Annotated in this window: 16 protein-coding genes; 4 read left to right on the forward strand and 12 right to left on the reverse strand. The window is 44.9% G+C overall.

The window, feature by feature from the left end; genetic code table 11:
* Nucleotides 1–45: 45 nt before the first annotated feature.
* The 5 genes from FW774_RS08120 to FW774_RS08140 form a co-directional block, all read right to left on the reverse strand.
* Complete coding sequence (locus tag FW774_RS08120) at nt 46–1,446, reverse strand: sulfatase (protein WP_187774856.1); 1,401 nt, start codon at nt 1,444–1,446, stop codon at nt 46–48.
* A gap of 4 nt (nt 1,447–1,450) precedes the next feature.
* Nucleotides 1,451–2,884, reverse strand: a complete 1,434-nt coding sequence (locus FW774_RS08125; RefSeq protein ID WP_149347665.1) for a sulfatase — start codon at nt 2,882–2,884, stop codon at nt 1,451–1,453.
* Nucleotides 2,885–3,327: 443 nt separating this feature from the next.
* Nucleotides 3,328–6,300: a leucine--tRNA ligase gene (gene leuS / locus FW774_RS08130; RefSeq protein ID WP_149347666.1), complete on the reverse strand. Its 2,973-nt coding sequence runs from the start codon at nt 6,298–6,300 to the stop codon at nt 3,328–3,330.
* 505 nt (nt 6,301–6,805) lie between these two features.
* Complete coding sequence (locus tag FW774_RS08135; RefSeq protein ID WP_149347798.1) at nt 6,806–7,531, reverse strand: SDR family oxidoreductase; 726 nt, start codon at nt 7,529–7,531, stop codon at nt 6,806–6,808.
* A gap of 31 nt (nt 7,532–7,562) precedes the next feature.
* On the reverse strand, nt 7,563–8,573 hold the full coding sequence (locus tag FW774_RS08140; RefSeq protein ID WP_242457768.1) for a glycosyltransferase family 4 protein: 1,011 nt from the start codon (nt 8,571–8,573) through the stop codon (nt 7,563–7,565).
* Between the two features lie 98 nt (nt 8,574–8,671).
* Here FW774_RS08140 and FW774_RS08145 point away from each other — a divergent pair, with 98 nt between their 5' ends.
* From FW774_RS08145 to FW774_RS08155, 3 genes are all read left to right on the forward strand, one after another.
* Nucleotides 8,672–8,884 carry a hypothetical protein gene (locus tag FW774_RS08145; RefSeq protein WP_149347667.1) on the forward strand — a complete coding sequence of 71 codons (213 nt, stop codon included), beginning with the start codon at nt 8,672–8,674 and terminating at the stop codon, nt 8,882–8,884.
* Nucleotides 8,885–9,065: 181 nt separating this feature from the next.
* Nucleotides 9,066–9,407 (forward strand): hypothetical protein, encoded by a 342-nt coding sequence (locus FW774_RS08150; RefSeq protein WP_149347668.1) that lies wholly within the window; start codon nt 9,066–9,068, stop codon nt 9,405–9,407.
* A gap of 7 nt (nt 9,408–9,414) precedes the next feature.
* Entirely contained in the window at nt 9,415–9,984 is a 570-nt protein-coding gene (locus tag FW774_RS08155) for a hypothetical protein (protein ID WP_149347669.1), read from the forward strand.
* 230 nt (nt 9,985–10,214) lie between these two features.
* On the opposite strand, the gene FW774_RS08160 is transcribed toward FW774_RS08155, so the two are convergent.
* The 4 genes from FW774_RS08160 to FW774_RS08175 all read right to left on the reverse strand — a co-directional run bounded on the left by FW774_RS08160 (nt 10,215) and on the right by FW774_RS08175 (nt 16,269).
* A complete protein-coding gene (locus FW774_RS08160) occupies nt 10,215–12,683 on the reverse strand; it encodes a TonB-dependent receptor (protein ID WP_242457769.1) in 2,469 nt (822 codons plus the stop codon).
* Between the two features lie 372 nt (nt 12,684–13,055).
* Entirely contained in the window at nt 13,056–13,886 is an 831-nt protein-coding gene (locus tag FW774_RS08165) for an amidohydrolase family protein (protein WP_149347670.1), read from the reverse strand.
* Nucleotides 13,873–15,186: an L-fucose:H+ symporter permease gene (fucP, locus tag FW774_RS08170; RefSeq protein ID WP_149347671.1), complete on the reverse strand. Its 1,314-nt coding sequence runs from the start codon at nt 15,184–15,186 to the stop codon at nt 13,873–13,875. The genes FW774_RS08165 and fucP overlap by 14 nt, the downstream gene beginning before the upstream one ends.
* Before the next feature lie 201 nt (nt 15,187–15,387).
* Entirely contained in the window at nt 15,388–16,269 is an 882-nt protein-coding gene (locus FW774_RS08175) for an AraC family transcriptional regulator (protein ID WP_149347672.1), read from the reverse strand.
* Between the two features lie 294 nt (nt 16,270–16,563).
* Here FW774_RS08175 and FW774_RS08180 point away from each other — a divergent pair, with 294 nt between their 5' ends.
* Complete coding sequence (locus FW774_RS08180) at nt 16,564–18,234, forward strand: UxaA family hydrolase (protein WP_149347673.1); 1,671 nt, start codon at nt 16,564–16,566, stop codon at nt 18,232–18,234.
* Nucleotides 18,235–18,395: 161 nt separating this feature from the next.
* Here the strand turns inward: FW774_RS08180 and FW774_RS08185 are convergent, their stop codons facing one another.
* Genes FW774_RS08185 through recR form a run of 3 tightly spaced genes read right to left on the reverse strand, consistent with a single transcriptional unit; the run spans nt 18,396 to nt 20,611 of the window.
* The gene (locus FW774_RS08185; protein ID WP_149347674.1) at nt 18,396–19,211 is read right to left on the reverse strand and encodes an SDR family oxidoreductase; all 816 of its coding nucleotides are present in this window, start codon (nt 19,209–19,211) and stop codon (nt 18,396–18,398) included.
* Nucleotides 19,212–19,215: 4 nt separating this feature from the next.
* Complete coding sequence (locus tag FW774_RS08190; RefSeq protein ID WP_149347675.1) at nt 19,216–19,983, reverse strand: phosphatidylinositol-specific phospholipase C/glycerophosphodiester phosphodiesterase family protein; 768 nt, start codon at nt 19,981–19,983, stop codon at nt 19,216–19,218.
* A 10-nt stretch (nt 19,984–19,993) separates the two neighbouring features.
* Complete coding sequence (gene recR / locus FW774_RS08195; RefSeq protein ID WP_149347676.1) at nt 19,994–20,611, reverse strand: recombination mediator RecR; 618 nt, start codon at nt 20,609–20,611, stop codon at nt 19,994–19,996.
* Nucleotides 20,612–20,792: the final 181 nt, after the last annotated feature.

Raw genomic sequence — 20,792 nt, forward strand, 5'->3', positions numbered from 1 at the left:
AAAATACTATTTCTACCTGTCATTTTCAAGTTATTCAGTGAATTCTCAATCACCTTCACCCTGCCCGGCACGATGTTCAGGAGCCCGCTTTTCTGTTTCAACGCCTTTATCGCCCTGCTGCGCCATAAATTTATCCAGTTGCGTTCGCAATTGTTGTTTTACGGCATTAAATTCGCTTTTATCGGCCAGATTAACTAATTGAAACGGATCTTTTACACAATCGTACAGCTCTTCGGCCGGACGATTGGTATAGGCTTTTGCCCGGCGAAAATCGGCCTCATTACCTGTTTTAAGCCACGATTGATACATTGGAGCGGCCGTTGCCACATTACTAAACTGCTCTTTGTTATTCAGATTACGAATATATAAATATCTGTTGTTTCTTACCGACCTTACGGGATAAGAATCGCTGCCTTTGATGATGCCGTTAGTGGTTTGAACGCCAAACACATAATCACGAAAGCCATTAGCTTTACCCAGTATCACGTTTTTAAAGCTCATGCCATCAAATTTGCTGTTCCCATACGCGTCCTTATTCCCGGTATTAAACGAAGCCGGATCGGCTCCCGCTATATCAACCAGTGTAGGCACTACATCCACATACTGTGTAAATGCCGGATTCCGGGTTCCGGCCTGCGTATGCCCGGGCCATTTCACAATAAACCCGGTTTTCAGTCCTTCATCATAGCAGGTCCACTTGGCAAATGGAAATTGTGAACCGTGCTCGCTGGTAAATATTATAACCGTATTTTCTTCCTTGCCGGAACGTTTTACTATATCCAGGCACACCCCAACCAGGCTGTCCAGGTAAGTTACCTCGGCAAAGTATTTCGAAAGCCCTTTACGGGTAAGCGGTGTATTCACCATCCATTCGGGCACTTTTATTTCTCCGGGTGGATACATGGCCGGATTACCCCGGTTCCAGGGTACATGTGGCTGATTGCTGGCTACCACCAGAAAATATGGCTTCTTTGAACTGTTGATATATGCTTCGGCCTTTTCCAGTTCAATGTCCCTGCCTTTACCGTAATCCATATTCTTACCACCTAAAAATGTAAACGGGAACGATTCATCAGGGCCAAAATCACGCTTACCGATAATGGCGGTATTATATCCCAGCGACTGCATGTAATGCGCTACACTTTTGGTACCGGTATTTACGTGGCTATGGTTCGGATAAGCGCCATTGCGCACCGGGTAAAGTCCGGTTAACAGTTGCTGCCGGGTCGGCGAGCACATGGCCGTTGAGGTGTACATGTTATCAAAACATACGCCCTGCTGCGCTAACCGGCTTAAATTGGGGGTATGCACCTGCTTACTCCCATAAGGTTCAATATCGTTATACGCCAAATCATCGGCTATAATGAGCATGACATTAGGCTTATCCTGCGCCTGCACTTTACCGGCACATAAGGCTGCCAGTAATAAAAAATATAATCGTTTCATAGGTTTACTCTGCATGTACGCGTTGCCTCCAGGCTTTTAAATCATTTAGTAAATGGGTTACCTTATCGGGATATTTTGCTGCCAGATCATTCGTCTCTCCAATATCGTCTTTCAGGTTATATAACTCCTTATGGCCATCGTCAAAAAACTCGATGAGTTTCCAGTCGCCTTCGCGGATACTTCCGGCAGAACGACCGCCCAGGAAGTGTGGTTTATCCAGCGGATAATGCCAGTAGAAGGTACGCTCAGGCATTTTGGCAACCGGATTTTTAAACAGACGGGCTATAGAAATTCCGTCCAACAACTGCTTATTCGGTTTGGCGCCAATAAGCTCCATAAACGAAGGATACATATCGTAATTACATACGGGAGTGGTTACCGTTTTATCCTGCGGAAACAGGGTTGGATTCCAGATCACGAACGGTTCACGTACACCGCCTTCGTAGAGCATACTTTTACCGCCGCGTAACGGCGCATTGGTGGTCACCCTGGTTTCGCCGCCGTTATCGCTGGTAAATACCACAATGGTATTTTTATCCAACCCGAGCTCCTTTAAACGGCTCATGATCATTCCTACACCCTGGTCTATTACAAACAACTGAGCGGCCAGATGCGGGTTGTTTCGTGGTGCTTTTGAATCGGCGGGCCAGCGTTTATATGGATCATTTTCGGGATTTCCTTTCGTTGGCGGACTGGTTCCCGCACCATCCTTACGCCTGAAATGTTCGACCAGTTCGGGCTTGCCGTGATTGGTTGTGTGTACCGCATAATGGCTCAGAAATAGGAAAAACGGTTTTGCCCGGTTACGGTCTATAAATTCAAGCGCTTCTTCATTCTGCCGGTCGGTAATGTATTCGTGGTCGCCGGGCAGCTTTTTCTCAATTTCCTTATTGAATCCGTACGGATGAAAATACCAGCCTTCGGCAATCCCCCGGTTCTCGCTTACCAGTACCTCGTCAAAACCATGTTTATCGGGCAGGGTCTCTTCGGTAGCTCCGGCCCGGGTATATCCCGAAAGGTGCCACTTACCAACAATACCGGTATGATAGCCGTTGGCACGGAACATCTCGGCCAGTGTAGTTTGTGCGGTATCCAGGTGTTGCGCCGCATTGGGACGCAGGTAATCGGTAATATGTAAACGTGCCGGGTATTGCCCCGTCATCAACGCAGCACGGTACGGCGAGCATACCGGCGCAGCAGCATAAAATTGCGTAAACCGGACGCCATGCTTTGCCATCTGGTCGATATTCGGCGTTTCATTAAAGGTATTGCCATAACATCCAAGCTCCGAATATCCCAGATCGTCTGCCAGAATATAGATGACATTATACTTGGGATTTTCCTTTACCGGTGAGTCCTTTTTGGAGTTAAAACCAAAACATACAAAGGTTAAAACGCCGGCTACTGCCAGGATCTTTTTTCTATTTATATGCATCATCAATAGGTTATAGCTGGTTTGCATTGCAATATTACTATAACAAGCTGATTTTATATTAGCACTAATGTATCGGATAATAGCAATTTTGTGCCAAATGCATAGAAAAAGCGCACAGCAATCTGGTTTATAGCTTATGGTTCATAGTTCATGGCCTGTAGTCCGCAAGTCGGGAAGTCAGCAAGAACGAAAGCGATAAATAGGCAGTAAGAACATCAATCCAAGAACTAAGACAAGACGAATAGCACAGTCTTACTTATTCCCTTAGAGCAATGTCATCATTAAGTTAAGAGGAACACTCTGTTTTAACAGTTTACGCTGTATTTGTAAGGGCATCTAAAACTATAGTTAATAGATCCTTCCTCTCGTCAGGATGACAAAAAGGCTTAACTTAATGATATTGTCCTAAGGAAATATAGTTGAATACGAGGACACTCCTAAGAACATCAAACTACAATATTCACAATGCGGCCTTTAACAAAAATCACTTTCTTCGGCGTTTTTCCATCCAGGTAACGCTGCACATCGGCATTAGCCAGTACTTGTTTTTCAGCTTCGGCCTGGTCAATGGTCAACGATAAATTCAGGTTCATTTTAGTTTTACCGTTAATGGAAACGGGATAGGCAAATTCATCCTCAACCAAATAATCCGGGTTAAATTGCGGGTAGGCAGCATACGAAAGTGTACCTTTTTCGTGTCCCAGTAAAGCCCATAGCTCTTCGGTAATGTGCGGTGCATACGGCGAAAGCACGATAGTCAGCGGCTCCAGAATAGCCCGTTTATTACATTTCAAGTCAGTAAGCTCATTCACGCAAATCATGAAGCTGGATACCGAGGTATTAAACGAAAAACGCTCAACATCATCCTGTACTTTCTGAATAATTTTATGCAGCGATTTCAATTCGGCTTTAGTTGGCTCCGCGTCAGAAACGCTGAAGTTAAACTGGTCATCGTGAAACAGCTTCCAGAACTTACGCAGGAATTTAAATACACCTTCTATACCGTTGGTATTCCAGGGCTTGCTTTGCTCCAGCGGACCAAGGAACATTTCGTACATGCGCAAGGTATCGGCTCCGTAACGTTCAATAATGTCATCCGGGTTAACCACGTTAAACTTCGATTTGGACATCTTCTCTACTTCATGCCCACAGATATATTTACCATTTTCGAGTATAAATTCTGCATCTTTAAAATCAGATCTGAACTTGCGGAATTTTTCAATATCCAGCATGTCGTTCTCTACAATATTCACATCCACATGAATAGCTGATGTTTGATACTGCGAGCGCAAACCATACGACACAAAGGTGTTGGTTCCCTTACCTTCCGCATCAATAACACGGTACACAAAGTTGCTTCGCCCCTGTATCATGCCCTGGTTTATCAGCTTTTTGAACGGTTCTTCTTCAACCACATAACCAAGGTCTTTCAAAAACTTGTTCCAGAAACGGCTGTACAACAGGTGACCGGTGGCGTGTTCAGAACCACCGATGTATAAATCAACGTCTTTCCAGTAAGCAATGGCTTCTTTACCGGCAAATGCAGCTTCATTAGTAGCATCCATATAACGGTACCAGTACCAGCTTGAACCCGCCCAGCCCGGCATGGTGCTCAGCTCATAATCATAGGCCTCACCTAAATCCTCTCCGGAGGAGAGGACTTTTTCACTGGAAGGCCGATATTTCCAACCCACAGCACGACCCAACGGAGGTTCGCCCGTTTCTGTCGGCAGGTATTTGTCTACTTCGGGTAACAATAAAGGCAGGTCTTTTTCTTCAATCAGGTGTGGTAACCCATCCTTAAAATATACAGGAACAGGCTCGCCCCAGTAGCGCTGACGCCCGAAAATAGCATCACGCATCCGGTAGTTTACCTTTGCCCTGCCGGCGCCAAGCTCTTCAAGCTTTTGTATCAGGGCGGGAATGGCTTCCTGGTATGTCATGCCGTTAATAAAGCCGGAATTAATATAACGACCTTCTTTCGTAGCATCGGCCTGATTGTCGATATCTTTCTGCGCATCCAGTATCGGGATAACCGGCAAATCAAAATGTTTGGCAAACAGGTAATCCCGCTGGTCGCCGGAAGGCACGGCCATTACCGCTCCTGTTCCATAACCTGCCAGCACATAATCGGCAATCCATACCGGTACTTTTTCACCGCTTAGGGGATTAATAGCGTAGCTCCCGGTAAAAGCCCCCGACACCGTTTTGGTATCGGCCATGCGGTCAAGCTCCGATTTCTTTTTGGTTTGTGCAATATACGCATCAATAGCAGCTTTTTGCTCCGGCGTGGTTAACTGCGTTACCAATTCATGCTCAGGCGCAATCACCAGGAATGAAACGCCGAAAATGGTATCTACACGGGTGGTGAAGACTTCAATAGCCTCATCCCAACCCTCTCCAAAGGAGAGGGAGCTGTTATCTGCTAAATCAGCCTCCTGTTCATTTAATTTCCTGTCCGGAGCATTGTCGAGTGCTTGTTCTTTTCGCTCAATCGCCTTGTCTATATTATCTAAACTTTCTTCAACGAGGGAGGCCGGGGCAAGGGGGAATTTCACCATCGCCCCCACACTTTTGCCAATCCAGTTGCGCTGCATTTCCTTTAAGGGCTCAGGCCAGTCTATGGTGTCCAACCCGTTTAACAAACGCTCGGCATAAGCCGTAATACGCATGCTCCACTGCATCATTTTTTTCTGCTCAACCGGGTAGCCACCCCGTTCAGAAAAACCATCCTTCACCTCATCATTAGCCAGTACGGTTCCCAACGCCGGACACCAATTCACCGTACTTTCCTTTAAATACGTCAGCCGGTATTTTAACAACAATTGCTGCTGCGTATGTTCATCATACGCGTTCCACTCACCAGCAGTAAATATGGGTGTATCCTCATCGGCCACAGCCTTAACTGTTGCATTACCCTCACGCGAAAACCGTTCTATAAGCGTCGTAACAGGTTCGGCCTTATCGGTTTCCAGGTTATACCAGGAATTGAATAGCTGCATGAATATCCATTGCGTCCATTTATAATACGAAGGGTCGCTGGTACGCACCTCACGACTCCAGTCAAACGAAAAACCAATATTATCCAGTTGCTCGCGGTAACGCCGGATATTTGCCGCCGTAGTTACCGCCGGGTGCTGACCGGTTTGAATGGCGTACTGCTCTGCCGGAAGGCCAAACGAGTCATACCCCATCGGATGCAACACATTAAATCCTTTCAGCCGCTTGTAACGAGCAAAAATATCAGAAGCAATGTAGCCCAGCGGATGCCCTACGTGCAAACCCGCTCCCGAAGGGTACGGAAACATATCCAACACATAATATTTCGGCTTATCCGATTGGTTATCTGCTTTAAAGGTGTGATTCTCGGCCCAGAATTGCTGCCACTTCTTCTCAATATCTTTGAATTGGTAATCCATGCGTTTTGTAATGAACCGCGAAAATACAAAATCCAATCCATTTCGCTTTCATCGCGTAGCGCTTAGTAGTTATGTGATCAGAAAAGCAAAGTTCTGCGCTGTTGAGCTCCGGTAGTCCCGCTTTTGTTCATACTGCACTCCGACCCGCTTACCTATCACACGGCATTAGCCACAGGCCGGTATCCACTGCAATCGGGTTTAATTTGGTTCGGACAGTGCTCATTTAGTTTTGACAACTTTTGAAAAATTGTCAAAACTGCTGGTCAGTAGACCAAGGGGCGACATGCAAACAATCAAAATCTTTAATTTACCTATGTGTGCAAAACTGAACGTTCCGTCTAATTTTGTCCCACACTGTCGCCAAACCGTTTCCCGTTCGCCATCAGGCTAAACAGACATCCGCAAATTAAAATCGTGTTGGTGTACCGCAGACAGCATTTAGAACGCTGTCTGCGGTTAATATAAGTCTTATCAGATTTTGAAAAACTATACGGCTCTATAAAACCTACGGCCACGAGGTTTCCTGCAGCGGAAGCACCATAATTTCGGGTACTACCGTATCGGTATCATCCTGTAGAATATACCGGATCTTGTTAGCCACGTTTTCCGGCTCCTGCAGCTTGCTCTGGTCAATATCCGGGAACCTGTCGAGCAGGAAAGGCGTTTTCATACCGCCGGCAATTAAACCGGTTACCTTAACATTGTATCGCCGGGCTTCTGTAAACAAAGCCTGGGTAAACCCGCGAAGTCCCCATTTGCTGGCATGATATACCGAGGCTTCGCTCCAGGCCCTTAACGAAGCGGTAGATATAATATTGATGATATGTCCTCCACCCTGCTCTGCCATAACCGGAAGCGTATACTTTGAAGTTAAGAATGGTCCCCGAAGGTTAACCTTCATGGCGCTGTCCCATTCTGAAACCGAAAGTTCCATAATCGATTTGGTAAAATCGATACCCGCATTATTGATCAGCACATCCAGTTTGCCGAATTGGTTTTTAATACCGTTAATAACCTGCTCCACATTATTCTCGTCGCCTAAATCCAGCCGTATGAAAGAAGCCTGTCCGTTATCCCGGTTAATAGCCTCAGTAACTTCCTGCGCCTTATTCTCCTGGATGTCACCGATAACAATTGTCGCTCCGGCAGCAGCCAGCGTGGTGCAAATGGCTTTCCCCAATCCCTGGGCACCTCCGGTAACCAGAATTACGCGATTGTTCAAATTTTCCATCATTTAAAATTTATTGTTTATCAGAATCTGTTTATCCGGCCAATATTTCTGCTGAGTACCTTTGCGCAATAACCTGCCTGAACGTATTTTCCCAATCATCCGTAAAACGTTTGATGTGGAAACGCTCCAGTGCCATACGCTGACCATGCCGGCCTATCTGTCCGGCCAGATGTTTATCTTCCAGTAACTGCTGCATTTTATCAATGAGATAACTCACATCCGTATGCACATATCCGGAAACACCGTTATCAATAGCGGTAACCATCTCGGTGGTAGCCAGTCCAACTACCGGGACACCCAGCATCATGGCTTCGCATACCGAAAGCCCCAGGCTGGTGTACCGGATAGGATTGAAGAAAAAACGGTATTGACTGATGAAAGCAGGCAGTTGCGTGTGCTTCACTTCGCCCAGTCCAAGCGCTTCGGTGCCCATACCGATCAAATCGAGCGGAACATGCCTGCGTACCTCAAGAAAAATATCCAGCCCCAGGCGCCGGCCCCGGGTTTGGATATTGTTGATCACCACGATACCGCTTTGCTTTTCGCCCGAATACATGACATCATCAGGCACAATAACGCCGTGATCAATTACCCGGGTTGGCGTACGGTTATTATCCCACATCAGCCGGTTAAAATGGGTGACGTGCACCAGTAACACCTCAGGATCATCCACCACGTGGCGGGTATCTACCGGACTCTCCCGCGGTGGATCATGCTCCAGGTAGATTTTGGGCAATGTCCGCTGTTCTGCCGACAGTATCTCATATTGATCGGTAAGGTAATTCAGGCGTGATTGAAAAAGGATGCAGTCAAATTCGGCATTTCTGACATCCTCAGCCCTGATCTCGTGCACATTTCCGGCAAAAGGGAACGTATCTCCCCTGCCCGGATAACCTTCAGACCGGTCATCCTTAACCGGTATATAGATGTCATAATTACCCTGCGACAAATAATACAGATAGCTTCCGTGAATGTGCCAGGTAAAAATTCGCAGGCGGTTTCCGGGCATACCGTTCCTGCTGGCCGATAGGTTATTCTCCATTGCTTTTCACAGTTAGATAAATTTCCAACAACGGTATGGTGCATAAGTTTTACGATTTTTAAGTTCGCGGCCCTGAAGATGAAAATGAATACAATCAATTGACGGTTTTACAATCGGAAGTATATAATTATTCCTGGCGGAAGTTTCCGTACATCTGGAATGAAATACCGTTTCATATTGCTTATGAAAGCGATCTCGCCTATGTGGAAGCTGTATTATGCCGTACGGCAAAAGATGTTCTTGTAAATTACCTGGTCGACCCGAAGCAGGCTTCTGCTATCCGCAGCATTATCATTAAAAAAATCTATTGAAGCTTTATTGCAGCAACCGGATAAAGTGATGTTCCCGAAATCAAATGCGAGGTGATTGCAGAAATCAAACCGCCACCGCCTGCTTTATACAGGCAAGGTAAGCTATATCAATCTGTTTGGTGACTCCGGTCATTTTATCAGCTACCTGGTTTAGCGACATTTGCGACTTAACCGATGCCCTATGCGTACCTATCCTTCGCTGAATGTAGCCGTATACGATCTTCGTAAGAGAGGGTATCGCCTGGATTTCTATTTTAATTCGGGGTTCATTATTTGTAATCCGGCAAAGCTTCGTATCCGTTTCAATAAGGTAAAAATTGACGAAACGTATTCATTTCCTGCGCTGCATCAACCCGGTAACTGTAATGTTATCTGCGCCTTAACTACTGCATCCGGCATCAAAGGTATATTATACGATTGCTCCGGAACTATTATCGGGGATCAAAAGCCAAAACTTGAGTGTAGCGAAACCCCGGCTATCCAGGATAAAAAACAAGTAAAGAAACAGGTTCACACTAAATAAAAGTATCATGAAGAAACTATCAAACCGCCCTTCCAATCGTTTAAGAATGCCTGCAACAGGCCACCCGGCTATGGAGCAAATGACCTTAACCACTAACTATTTCCCTTCTGAAACTTATCCGTTATCTGCTTTGACGTTTCTTCAGCAAAAGCCACAGGTTTCTGGTTCTGTTTACCAGCAAAATATTCTGAAGCTCCTTGATGCGCTGCAGTGTCCGCTGCTTTTGCTTCCGCGGATAAACCACAAAGATGCTATCCGGCATATCGGCTTCCTTACCGACATCCGTTTTACGGATATGAATATCATTACTTTGCTCGGAAAAATTGCCGGTTCGCTGAATGCTTCGGTTACGGTTTTTAATGTGACCGAAAATGGTGTTGCGCCAATGGAACCTGTTTATGCAGAAAAGTATTTCGGTAAGCACATCCTGCCAAAGCTAAAAAACATCAGCCTGAATCTGGTGAATACCGGCAAGGTTACCATAGATACGCTGAGAAATATACTGACACGAAACGGCATCGACATGCTAACGGCTGTACAACGCCGGAAAGATTTATTGTACCAGTTGCTAAAATAAAAATAACAAGAAGGCTGTCTAAAAGCCCATATCGTCCGGACTTGATCCGGAATCTCCTGCGTAGTAGCATAAACACCGCTTTAATCCCGAAGTTTCGGGAGAGGAGACCACGAAGTAGCTGCGAAGCAAAATCTCTTTCCTAAGCACTTCTGAAAGAGATCCCTCGGCTACGCTCGGGATGACGGGAACTTTTTAGACAGCCTCTGGTATTACAAAATAACTCTAGCTCATTAAAACTTATAAGCAAAACCAACTACATAATTGCGAGGCCGTTGCGGGTTTACAGACCAGTAACCGGAGTAATACACTTCATCTGTCAGGTTATTTACATTCACTGTAATCCGGAATTTATCTGAATTATAAAACACACTTCCGTTAAGTAAGGTATAGCTGGGCAGGATGAAAACACCTGTCTGGCTGTTATCAATTACTTTATAATCACTGGCATAATTACCGCCCAATCCTATACCAAAATTTTTAAGACCGCCACTGGTAATGGTATACGTAGCCCATAAGTTAGCCAGGTTTTGCGGCCCCTGTCCTCCCGGACTTCTACCCGGCTCAGAATAAAAATCAGTAGTGTTTCCCGCTAATGTTTTTGTTTTATTGTAGCTGTACCCGGCAAGCAGGTTTAAACCGGTAAATGGATTAGCATTGATATCCAATTCAAAACCTTTACTGCTCACTTTGCCGCCCTGAACGGAGTTGTTAGGATTAGCCGGATCGGGCGTAACACGATCGCTTACTTTGATATCATATACCGATACTGTAGCAAACAGCTTATCAGAAAACAAATTGGTTTTCACACCGTATTCCCATTGATTAGCGTGTTCGGGTTTGAATGATCTTACGCCAATCGGATTATCATTATTATCATACACCGTTGCGGGCGATACGTTCACAAACGCGTTCATATAGCTGGCAAAAAGAGATACTTTATCCAGTACAGGCTGGTAAACTAAACCAAACTTAGGCGAGAATGCCCATTGGCTATAGTCATTATCGGTTCCCCTGGATTTATAATAATCTGCCCGGATGCTGGCCATGGCAGACAATTTAGGCGTAACATTAAACACATCAGAAATATATGCGCCATAATAGCCATTGGTAACATTGGAATTGATTCCACCTGCATTAGCTAACAATGAGTCAACATAGAACCGGGTTAAATAAACCGGAGCGGCCAGGGTATCGCCAGTTGATTTATCGATATAGTAACCTTCTGCCTGCTGTGGAGTTACATGCCTGGCAAGCTCTGACCCAGAACTGTTGTTAATAACATTAGTACTGTAGTAATCAAGTCCCAGCAAGACACGGTTTCTCAGATTTCCGATTTTAAAATCGCCGTTAAAGTTTTGCTGAATATTAGTGGCATTGATAGTTGATTGTTCATTACCCAAATATTGTTCAAAATAACCATCGGTAGAATTATCATCCCAGATATAGCCGTAAATTCCATCTGATTTAGCTGATGATCGCGAGAAAACCGTTTGCGAAGTCCATTGGTCAGATAATTTGTATATAATCTGTCCCTGCATATTATACCGGGGATTTTTTATTGTAAGGTCATTGCTGGTAAATGACAAATTGTTGTCAAGATTCAGCTCTTTCAGGTTTTTGTAAGGCAATGGATTAACCCGGTCTGAATGGAAAAATACCGGTGCCACAGCTCTTTCTTCCTGCAAAATTTCGGTATTAAAATGGAACGATAACCGATCATTTACTTCGTATACCAAAGACGGCGCTATAAAAAACGATTTTTTAAAACCGGCATCCTGGAAACTGTTTTCCTGGTGGAAAGCGGTATTGATACGCAACGCTATTTTCTCTGTTTTGCTTAAGGGAGTATTGATATCAGCCGTAATACGGTTCAATCCAAAACTTCCGAAATTATAGGCAATTTCGCCGCCGGTGGTGAAATAAGGCTTTTTAGTAATGGTGTTGATCAGTCCGCCATAGCTGTAAAAGCTGCCGCCGAACAACGTACCGGAAGGGCCTTTTATTACCTGTATTTCCTCTACGTTTGCCGGATCAAGATTGCCGCTTACCAAGCCGGGAAGGCCGTTGTATAAAGCGGGTTGCGCATCAAACCCTCTCAGTGCAAAATAGGCAGCGCCGTCGCCGGTTCTTCCGGTAGATTCCCAGGTACGCACAATGCCGGGTATATTCCGCATAGCGTCATCGTAGGTGGTAATTCCTTGTTGTTTCAGTATTTCTGAAGAAACTGTGCTATATACCTGCGGATTTTCCAGGTTTTTCAAAGGCATTTTGGCAACAACCTTGTTTTCTCTATTCAGATTTTTTGCTGAAATAACCACTTCCCGCAGTTGCTCAGAATTTACAGCAAGTGTAAAATTAACGGTATACGAATTGCGGTTGTCAACAGTAATCGTTTGTTGCGCCGGTTTTAAACCAACGGCCGAAGCTACAATAGTATACGTTCCTTTTTTAATCCTGTTCAGTTCGTATTCGCCGTTAGTGTTGGTTATTGTCCCCCGACCACTTCCCTTTAAAATCACACTCACATCTACTGCAGGCTGGCCATCTGACGTGGTAACTTTTCCCTTAATGCTGGCCGTTTGCTGAGCCACTACTACATTGAAAGTAATCAATAATAGTATCGTATAAATACTTTTCTTTAATAGCATAGATTTCCGGATTACTGGAATACCGGTAAAAAGCAATCGATGAATATTCATTTTTAATGTTAATTGATAAGGAGTAAAAACGCTGCAAAGAAAATATTTATTTATATTAAATCCAAATAAGAATAAATAACCAACAGAGCAGACGCGTCTAATATCTCTACTATTGGCACTAATCAATCAAAACACAACTTGTCCGACTACCGGCGGATAGAAACATAGTCTGTAAGATCTTAGCATTCAATAGTGGCACATAGCTTAAAGCTACGCTTCAAGAACCTCTATGCTAACCTATGTCTTATGGGTTTTATGTGGTTTAAATTGATGCGTTTGCCGCTAAGGAGTTTATTTAAAAAGAAAGGAAGGTATCAGAAAGGTAGATTCTCGTAAGTTATATTATCCCGTAGGGATGTTATGCCTGATTGTTTATAGCGTATAAAACTCAATAGCATTTCCACCGAAAAGCTTCTGTTGTTCGTTGACCGAAAATTGTTGAAGGTAACTGTCAACAATTGCTTTTACCTGGTGATAATCTGCCGCCACCTTGCATACCGGCCAGTCTGAGCCAAACATTAAACGATCCATGCCAAACGATTCAACTATCACATCCAAATACGGGATGAATGTATCCTGATGCCATGTCTTCCAGCTGGCTTCTGTGACTAAGCCGGATACTTTACACCATACATTTTCGCAGGCGGCTAATTGCTTAATATCAGCTGCCCAGCGGGTAATTTCATCGTCTTTAATATAAGGCTTACCGATATGATCGAGCACAAAACGTTGATTTGGGAATAACTTTGCAAGTTCGGCAGCGAAGGATAACTGATCAGGATAAACCAGGATATCATAGGTAAAACGGTACTTATCCAGCAAGCTGATACCACGCTTAAACCCAGGTTGCAGCATAAGGGCCCGGTTGGCGGCATCCTGCAAAATATGCCGGAACCCTTTTATCTTTTTAAATTGACTATAATAATCAAGCCGTTCTGCCACGTTATCCGCCTGCAAATCAACCCAGCCAACCACACCCTTTATAAAATCATGCTTAGCGGCAAGTCCCAGCAGGAAATCGTTTTCTGCTTCGCTTTGGTCGGCTTGCACGGCAACACAACCATCCATTCCATTCTGCCGCAAAAGGGGAAGCAAATGCTCCGGCAAAAAATCCTGACGAAGCACACCCATATCTTCGGTGATCCAGGCATCTTTTACCGGGTGAAACTTCCAGAAATGCTGATGCGCATCAATTTTCAGCATAGGCTTTTATCGCTTCGTTTTCAAGAGGCAGATCCGTTGCAAAACGCTTACGGATTTTATGTCCTTTTAAACCATAATATAACACAATACCGAAACAAATTAACGGCACACTGTATGCCAGTTGAATGCTTCCGGTTTTATCGGATATGATTCCCATCAAAAACGGTGCAATAGCGCCGCCAATTATGGCCATAACCAGAAATGAAGCGGCTATTTTGGTTTCTTCGCCAAGCCCGTTAATGCCTAAAGCAAAAATGGTGGGGTACATGATCGACATGAAAAATGGCACAGCAATAACGGCATATAACGCCACATCGCCTTTAGTATTTAAGGCGATAAGCAATAGCAGTATATTAACCGCAGCATACAGGCTGAGCAGCTTAGCGGGATTGATATAACGCATCAGAAATGTACCGATAAACCGGCCGGCCATAAAGCCCACCATAGCAATGGCGCCCCACAAAAATGCGGCGTCTTTTTCATTGACATCGGCCACATACCTGGCATAGCGGATAAAAAAGCTGCCAACACCTACTTGTGCTCCCACATAGAAAAACTGGGCGATAACAGACCAGCGCAGATGTGAATGACGCAATACTTTTATCGAAAAATCCGTTCCGGGCGAATGTGTATCCGTACTGTCATCATCTGATTTTACATCGGGAATATGCGTAAACAGGAACAAACCAATCAGCAAAACTACGCCCAAACCAATAACCAGGTAAGGTATTTTAACGGTGTCAGCTTCTGACTGAAGATAAGCGTTCATCTGTGCGGCGGGCATAGCGTTCAGCTCCTGCGCCGAATGTTCAATTCCCGATAAAATGAACCGGCCACCAATAATAGGCGCTATAAAAGAGCCGAGTCCGTTAAACGATTGAGCGAAGTTGAGCCGCTGGGCTGCGGAATCCCGCGGACCTAACACGGTAATATACGGGTTGGCTACCGCCTCTAAAAAAGTGGCCCCACTGGCAATAACAAATAAAGCCGCTAAAAAAAACATATAGCTTCTGTCGGATGCCGCCGGAATAAACAGAAATGCACCGATGGCATACAGCACCAGTCCGATAATAATGCCCTTTTTATACCCGAAACGGTGCATAAACAGGCCTGCCGGAACGGCAATTATAAAATAAGCCATATAAACAGACATATCAATTAACGATGATTGTGTATCGCTTAGCTGGCAGGCTTTTTTCAGGTGCGGTATGAGTATGGGATTGATATTGTGCAAAAACGCCCAAAGGAAAAATAAGGACGTAACTAATATCAGGGCAAATAAATACTTGTTCTTAGGCATGGCTCGGTTTACAATTGATGCTTTCTTGGTTAATAAATTACTATGCAAATAAAGCGCTTGCCTGCAATCAAAAATGTACGATTTTACCAAATGATTAAGCTATATTGGATTTCGGTCTAATCATATCTCTTCAGAATGACCGGTGGAGACACCGGCAGCAATAACAAGCGTTTACCCGATAAAATTTAAACATGTTCTTAATCATAGCTCTTTCTTATTATTCAGAAAGTCTTTTTGATACATCAGCGGACTTTTACCGGTTATGATCTTAAAATACTTATGAAAGCTGGCAAAGTTATTAAAGCCGCTTTCATAGCACAGCTGCTTGATACTCAGCTTATTTTCTATCAATAATTTACAGGCATGACCTACTTTGATCTCTATTAAAAACTGGGTAAAGGTTTTCCGGGTACGCGATTTAAAATACCGGCAAAATGAATTGGGGCTTACTTTGGCTACGGCGGCTATCTCTTCCAGATTGATTTTACGTTTAAAATTAGATAGCGTATAATTATAAATATCGTTGATGCGGTCTTTTTCGGCTTCCTCAAAATCATGCCTGAAACCAATGGATGAAAGTATAGTGATCTGGTTACTGTTGGCCAGCTCGGTTAACGCCTGAATTAAAATAACGATCCGTTCGCTGCCTTCGGCCTGCAGCATTTTTTCAAGCAGCACAGAAATTGTCTTTTTACAGCTGCCGTTCACCTTTATTCCCCGTTTTGCCTTTTCCAATACGGCTTTTATGGTTTTATTTTCAGGAAGATTAAGAAACTGGTCGCCCCAGAAGTTTTCGTTAAAATGGGCTACCCGCACATCGGCCTGGCAGGTAGAATCGTGTGCAAAGTAATTATCATCAAACCGCCAGAAGTGCGGCAGCTGTGCGCCGATAAGCACCACATCGCCGGTTTGGAACCGTTTGATGCTATCGCCAACAAATTGCGTTCCCTTCCCCTTATTAAAATGGATCAATTCTACTTCGGGATGATAATGCCAGTGATTGTTGATATAAGGCACTAAATCCTGACGTACGCTAAACGATTGAGCAGGCCCTGTGGAAACCTTTAATAATTGTGGCTTCATTCAACTAAATATTCTTTAAATTACACTAATAATTGGTTTTTATGCCAATATAGCTTATAAAACCTTTAAAAGGAAATAAATGCTAATCCAGCTTAGTAAAATGTAAAAATCAGATAAAATCCGGCTGCCTTGCCAATATAGCTTACAACATTGCAAATAGAAAATAAAAGAGAAATAGCAAAGAGGCCTTTATTTGTAGTACCGGTTATTCCATTTCAGCAGCGGGTTAAACAGCCCCTGAAATAATAATATACGGACTATTATAGATCATTATTACTAAACGTATCACAACACATGTCAACAATTGATACAGACATTAACAGCTACCTACAAATACATCCGAAAGATAATGTGCTGGTTGCCCTAAGAGATCTGCCTGAGAATACGCTTATCACGTTTAACGGATATACTTTCTCGCTGGTAAACGATGTTTCAGCCAAACATAAATTTGCTATTAAGCCGTTTGCTGCGGGCGATAATATATACATGTACGGTGTTTTGGTGGGCAGAGCTACGGCCGATATTCCTTCCGGAGGCTTGCTTACCACTCAGAATATTGTGCATGCCACCAACGATTATGCTGTAAAAGAGCGTAACCTGCAATGGACAAAACCTGATGTAAGCAAGTGGCAGAACCGGCACTTTATGGGCTTTCACCGGGCAAACGGCGCTGTAGGTACAGCCAATTACTGGCTGGTTATTCCCCTGGTTTTTTGCGAGAACCGCAACATCAGGGTACTACAATCTGCGTTGCTGGGCAAGCTGGGGTATCAAAAATACTCGGAATACGAAACTGCCGTAGATAATATTGTTGCAATGTACCGTGCCGGAAGATCTGCCGATGAAATACTGAACGCAGACCTGCAGGATGTTTATGTGGAGAACAACCCGAATCGCCTGTTTCCAAATATTGATGGCATAAAGTTCCTTACCCACGAAATGGGCTGCGGCGGAACACGCCTCGATTCGGACGCTTTGTGCGGATTGCTGGCCGGGTACATTACCCATCCCAACGTTGCAGGCGCTACTGTGCTCAGCCTGGGATGCCAACACGCACAGGCCAGCATTCTGAAAAAGGAGATCAAAAAACGCGACCCCGGTTTTAGCAAGCCCCTGGTTGTGCTGGAGCAACAGGCCGAAGGCACTGAAAAACAGCTTTTACAAAAGGCCATTAAGCGAACGTTTACCGGACTGATGGAAGCCAACCGGACAGAACGGAAACCGGCTCCATTATCCAGGTTATGCGTTGGGCTGGAATGCGGTGGCTCTGATGGCTTTTCGGGAATCTCAGCTAACCCGGCGGTGGGCTATGCCTCCGATCTGCTGGTTTCGCTGGGCGCTTCTGTTATTCTCTCTGAGTTTCCTGAACTCTGCGGTGTAGAGCAGGAACTTAGCGACCGGTGCATCAGCGAGGATCTGGCCAACAGGTTTACAGACCTGATGAAAACCTATAACAAACGGGCGGAAGAGACCGGCTCAGGTTTTTATGCCAATCCATCGCCGGGTAATGTACGCGACGGTCTGATTACCGATGCCATTAAATCTGCCGGGGCGGCAAAAAAAGGCGGAACATCCCCCATTGTCGATGTGCTTGACTATCCTGAAAAGGTAACCCAACCCGGACTCAGCCTGCTATGCACTCCCGGGAATGATGTAGAAAGTACCACTGCCGAAGTGGCCGCCGGAGCCAATATTGTTTTGTTTACAACCGGATTGGGCACGCCCACCGGAAACCCGATAACGCCAGTACTCAAGCTGTCTACCAATACCAGCCTGTATAAGCGGATGCCCGACATTATTGACATTGATTGCGGGACGATAATTGACGGGATTGAAAGCATTGAGCAGGTTGCAGAGCATATCCTGGAAACTATTATCCGGGTGGCCAGCGGCGAGCAGGAAGTAAAAGCCATGAAGCTGGGGCAGGATGATTTTATTCCCTGGAAAAGAGGGGTTTCGCTATGATTTAAGGTTTTCACGATGGTTTCTACTTTTGGTCTTTTCTGACTTCCGGACTTCCCGGACTTCCCGGACTTCCCGACTTTCCCGACTTTCCCGACTTTCGGACTATAAGGCTATGAACCATAAGCCATTAGCTCCTTTACGCCTTAAACCTTCCGCTTTTCCTACCTTATCAGCGGATCTTTTTCGCGGGCAAACAGCTTGTAAACCTGTTTGTCTACCCATCCGGGCACAAGCTTATTCATCAATACTGCCAGCTTTCCCTGCGTAGTCATTACTACGGTGCGCTTACGCTGGGTAATGCCATCCGCAATGATAGCTGCAACTTCTTCGGCGGTCATCATTTTACCTTCGTCCATGCTGCTCTCGCCCTGTACAGAACCATCCTTAGCTAACGCCGTATTGCGAATATTCGATGCTGTAAACCCGGGAGCGGCAACCATAACATGCAAGCCTGTTTTCAGGTTTTCTACCCGGAGCGACTCTAAAAAGCCATTTAAAGCAAATTTAGATGCCGAATAGCCCGTTCTGCCGGGCAAGCCGCGGTAACCGGCTATAGACGACACTCCGACAACCGAGCCTGAATTTTTCAGCAATTCGGGTAACGCGTATTTGGTACAATATACCGCACCCCAGAAGTTCACATCCATTAAGTTTTTCAACACCTGTAAATCCAGGTCTTTAAATAGTGCCCGCATACTGATACCGGCATTGTTGATCAGCACATCAATACGGTTAAACGTAAGCAGTGCCTGTTTGATCAGGTGCTCACATTCTTCTTCCTTCGTCACATCGCATTGCACGGCAACAGCTTTTATATCATAACGGCTTTCTATGTCGCGGGTTATCTCGCAAAGCGATACATATTGCCGGGCGCCTAAAACTATATTAGCTCCGCGTTTTGCAAATTCTTCGGCGCAAGCCTTACCAATCCCCGACGATGCGCCGGTAATAACTACTACCTTGTTTTTGAAATTCATTCTGCTATTTCTGCTTATTAAAAAATTGCCTGCAAGATGCAACTTTATCTGTATTGATAATATCAGCACCTAACTCATACAACTGCCGCCAGGTGGCTTCGGTGTCAGGAGCTCCCCAGAAGCGTACCAGCTTATGCTGCCGATGTGCGTTTTCAATTACTTCGTTAAGTTTTTGTTTATCTGCCTCAGGTAACATCCCCACTCCTTTCCATTTGGAATAGGTTTTAAAATTATCGCTGATCATGGCTACTTTACGTAAATCACGGGAGACATAATTTCTAAATGGCAATCCGTCTAAACGGATAAACGAAGGCAAGGTATGAAACGCCGAATCCGGTAAACGGTTTCCGCTTATCACAATGGATACCGCCTTACCATTTCGCTTAGGATCAAAACAATCGAGATAAGGTTGCAATGTTTTGACCAGCAGCGGGTAAACCAGATCCCAGGTATCCTTAAAATCTATCATAAGCTGGAAAGTGTATTGCTTATCCGCACTTACGTGATGATCGTTTCCGGCAAACAATCCGGCGATCGGTTTCAGGTACATTTGCTCCAGGCTGTGACCGGCAGTAATATCTTTACGGTTATGCGCTACCATCAGCGAATCGCCCACCACATACACATCGGCTTCTATGGAATAAGCCTGCTGATGATACGCTTCCCAGAAGGGCTGTGCGTGAGCATAATCGTTATGCGAATGTATCTTTACCTGGCCGATAGCCGGTATGCACAAAATAATAGCTAAAATAAAGACGAGGTGTGCTCTCATTGGCCGGAAGCTATTTTACCATAGTATTTTCGTACGGAACCCGGGTTACTATCGAACGGCCCAGGGTGATCTCATCGGCATACTCCAGTTCGCCGCCAAAGGCGATACCGCGGGCGATAGTGGTAATTTGTACGGGCATATCCTTTAGCTTTTTATAAAGATAAAAAATCGTGGTATCGCCCTCCATAGTAGCGCTCAGTGCCAGGATAACTTCCTTCACATCGCCGTTTTTCACACGCTCAACCAGGCTGTCTACGGTCAGTTCAGCTGGCCCGATGCCATCCATGGGCGATATCAGCCCGCCCAGCACATGATACAGGCCATTGTATTGGTTGGTATTCTCAATGGCCATCACATCGCGGGTATCTTCTACAATACAAATGATAGAACGATCACGTTTATGTGCGGCACAAATTTCGCAAACCTGCTGGTCTGAAATATTATGGCAGGTTTTGCAGTACCTGATCTCACTGCGCAGCCGTGTTAAGGCATAACTGAATTTTTCAACATCTTCCTGCGATTGGTTAAGCAGGTGCAGCACCAAACGTAAGGCAGTTTTTTGTCCCACACCCGGTAATTTAGAAAATTCGGCAACAGCATTTTCAAGCAGCCTCGAAGAAAAATTCATAGTACAAAATTAGGCAAAATTATTGGCTGGTGCTTTTTCTTATGCATTGTCATTATAACATCTCTAGGTCCCACGCCAAGGGCGCCAAGAATATCTCGCCAAGCTGATATATTTCTCTTTGTGAACTTTGCGTAAACCTTCGCGAACTTTGCGTGAAAAAGATCTCGCCAGGGCGCTAAGC

Source organism: Pedobacter sp. BS3, from assembly GCF_008274585.1.
In the GTDB taxonomy this organism is placed as follows: Bacteria; Bacteroidota; Bacteroidia; order Sphingobacteriales; family Sphingobacteriaceae; genus Hufsiella_A.

What these genes read in the sequence shown, in the direction of transcription:
- FW774_RS08120 (WP_187774856.1), bottom strand. Translation starts at nt 1,446, where the DNA reads ATGAAACGATTATATTTTTTATTACTGGCAGCCTTATGTGCCGGTAAA.
- FW774_RS08125 (WP_149347665.1), bottom strand. Translation starts at nt 2,884, where the DNA reads ATGATGCATATAAATAGAAAAAAGATCCTGGCAGTAGCCGGCGTTTTA.
- leuS (WP_149347666.1), bottom strand. Translation starts at nt 6,300, where the DNA reads ATGGATTACCAATTCAAAGATATTGAGAAGAAGTGGCAGCAATTCTGG.
- FW774_RS08135 (WP_149347798.1), bottom strand. Translation starts at nt 7,531, where the DNA reads ATGGAAAATTTGAACAATCGCGTAATTCTGGTTACCGGAGGTGCCCAG.
- FW774_RS08140 (WP_242457768.1), bottom strand. Translation starts at nt 8,573, where the DNA reads ATGGAGAATAACCTATCGGCCAGCAGGAACGGTATGCCCGGAAACCGC.
- FW774_RS08150 (WP_149347668.1), top strand. Translation starts at nt 9,066, where the DNA reads ATGCGTACCTATCCTTCGCTGAATGTAGCCGTATACGATCTTCGTAAG.
- FW774_RS08155 (WP_149347669.1), top strand. Translation starts at nt 9,415, where the DNA reads ATGAAGAAACTATCAAACCGCCCTTCCAATCGTTTAAGAATGCCTGCA.
- FW774_RS08160 (WP_242457769.1), bottom strand. Translation starts at nt 12,683, where the DNA reads ATGAATATTCATCGATTGCTTTTTACCGGTATTCCAGTAATCCGGAAA.
- FW774_RS08165 (WP_149347670.1), bottom strand. Translation starts at nt 13,886, where the DNA reads ATGCTGAAAATTGATGCGCATCAGCATTTCTGGAAGTTTCACCCGGTA.
- fucP (WP_149347671.1), bottom strand. Translation starts at nt 15,186, where the DNA reads ATGCCTAAGAACAAGTATTTATTTGCCCTGATATTAGTTACGTCCTTA.
- FW774_RS08175 (WP_149347672.1), bottom strand. Translation starts at nt 16,269, where the DNA reads ATGAAGCCACAATTATTAAAGGTTTCCACAGGGCCTGCTCAATCGTTT.
- FW774_RS08180 (WP_149347673.1), top strand. Translation starts at nt 16,564, where the DNA reads ATGTCAACAATTGATACAGACATTAACAGCTACCTACAAATACATCCG.
- FW774_RS08185 (WP_149347674.1), bottom strand. Translation starts at nt 19,211, where the DNA reads ATGAATTTCAAAAACAAGGTAGTAGTTATTACCGGCGCATCGTCGGGG.
- FW774_RS08190 (WP_149347675.1), bottom strand. Translation starts at nt 19,983, where the DNA reads ATGAGAGCACACCTCGTCTTTATTTTAGCTATTATTTTGTGCATACCG.
- recR (WP_149347676.1), bottom strand. Translation starts at nt 20,611, where the DNA reads ATGAATTTTTCTTCGAGGCTGCTTGAAAATGCTGTTGCCGAATTTTCT.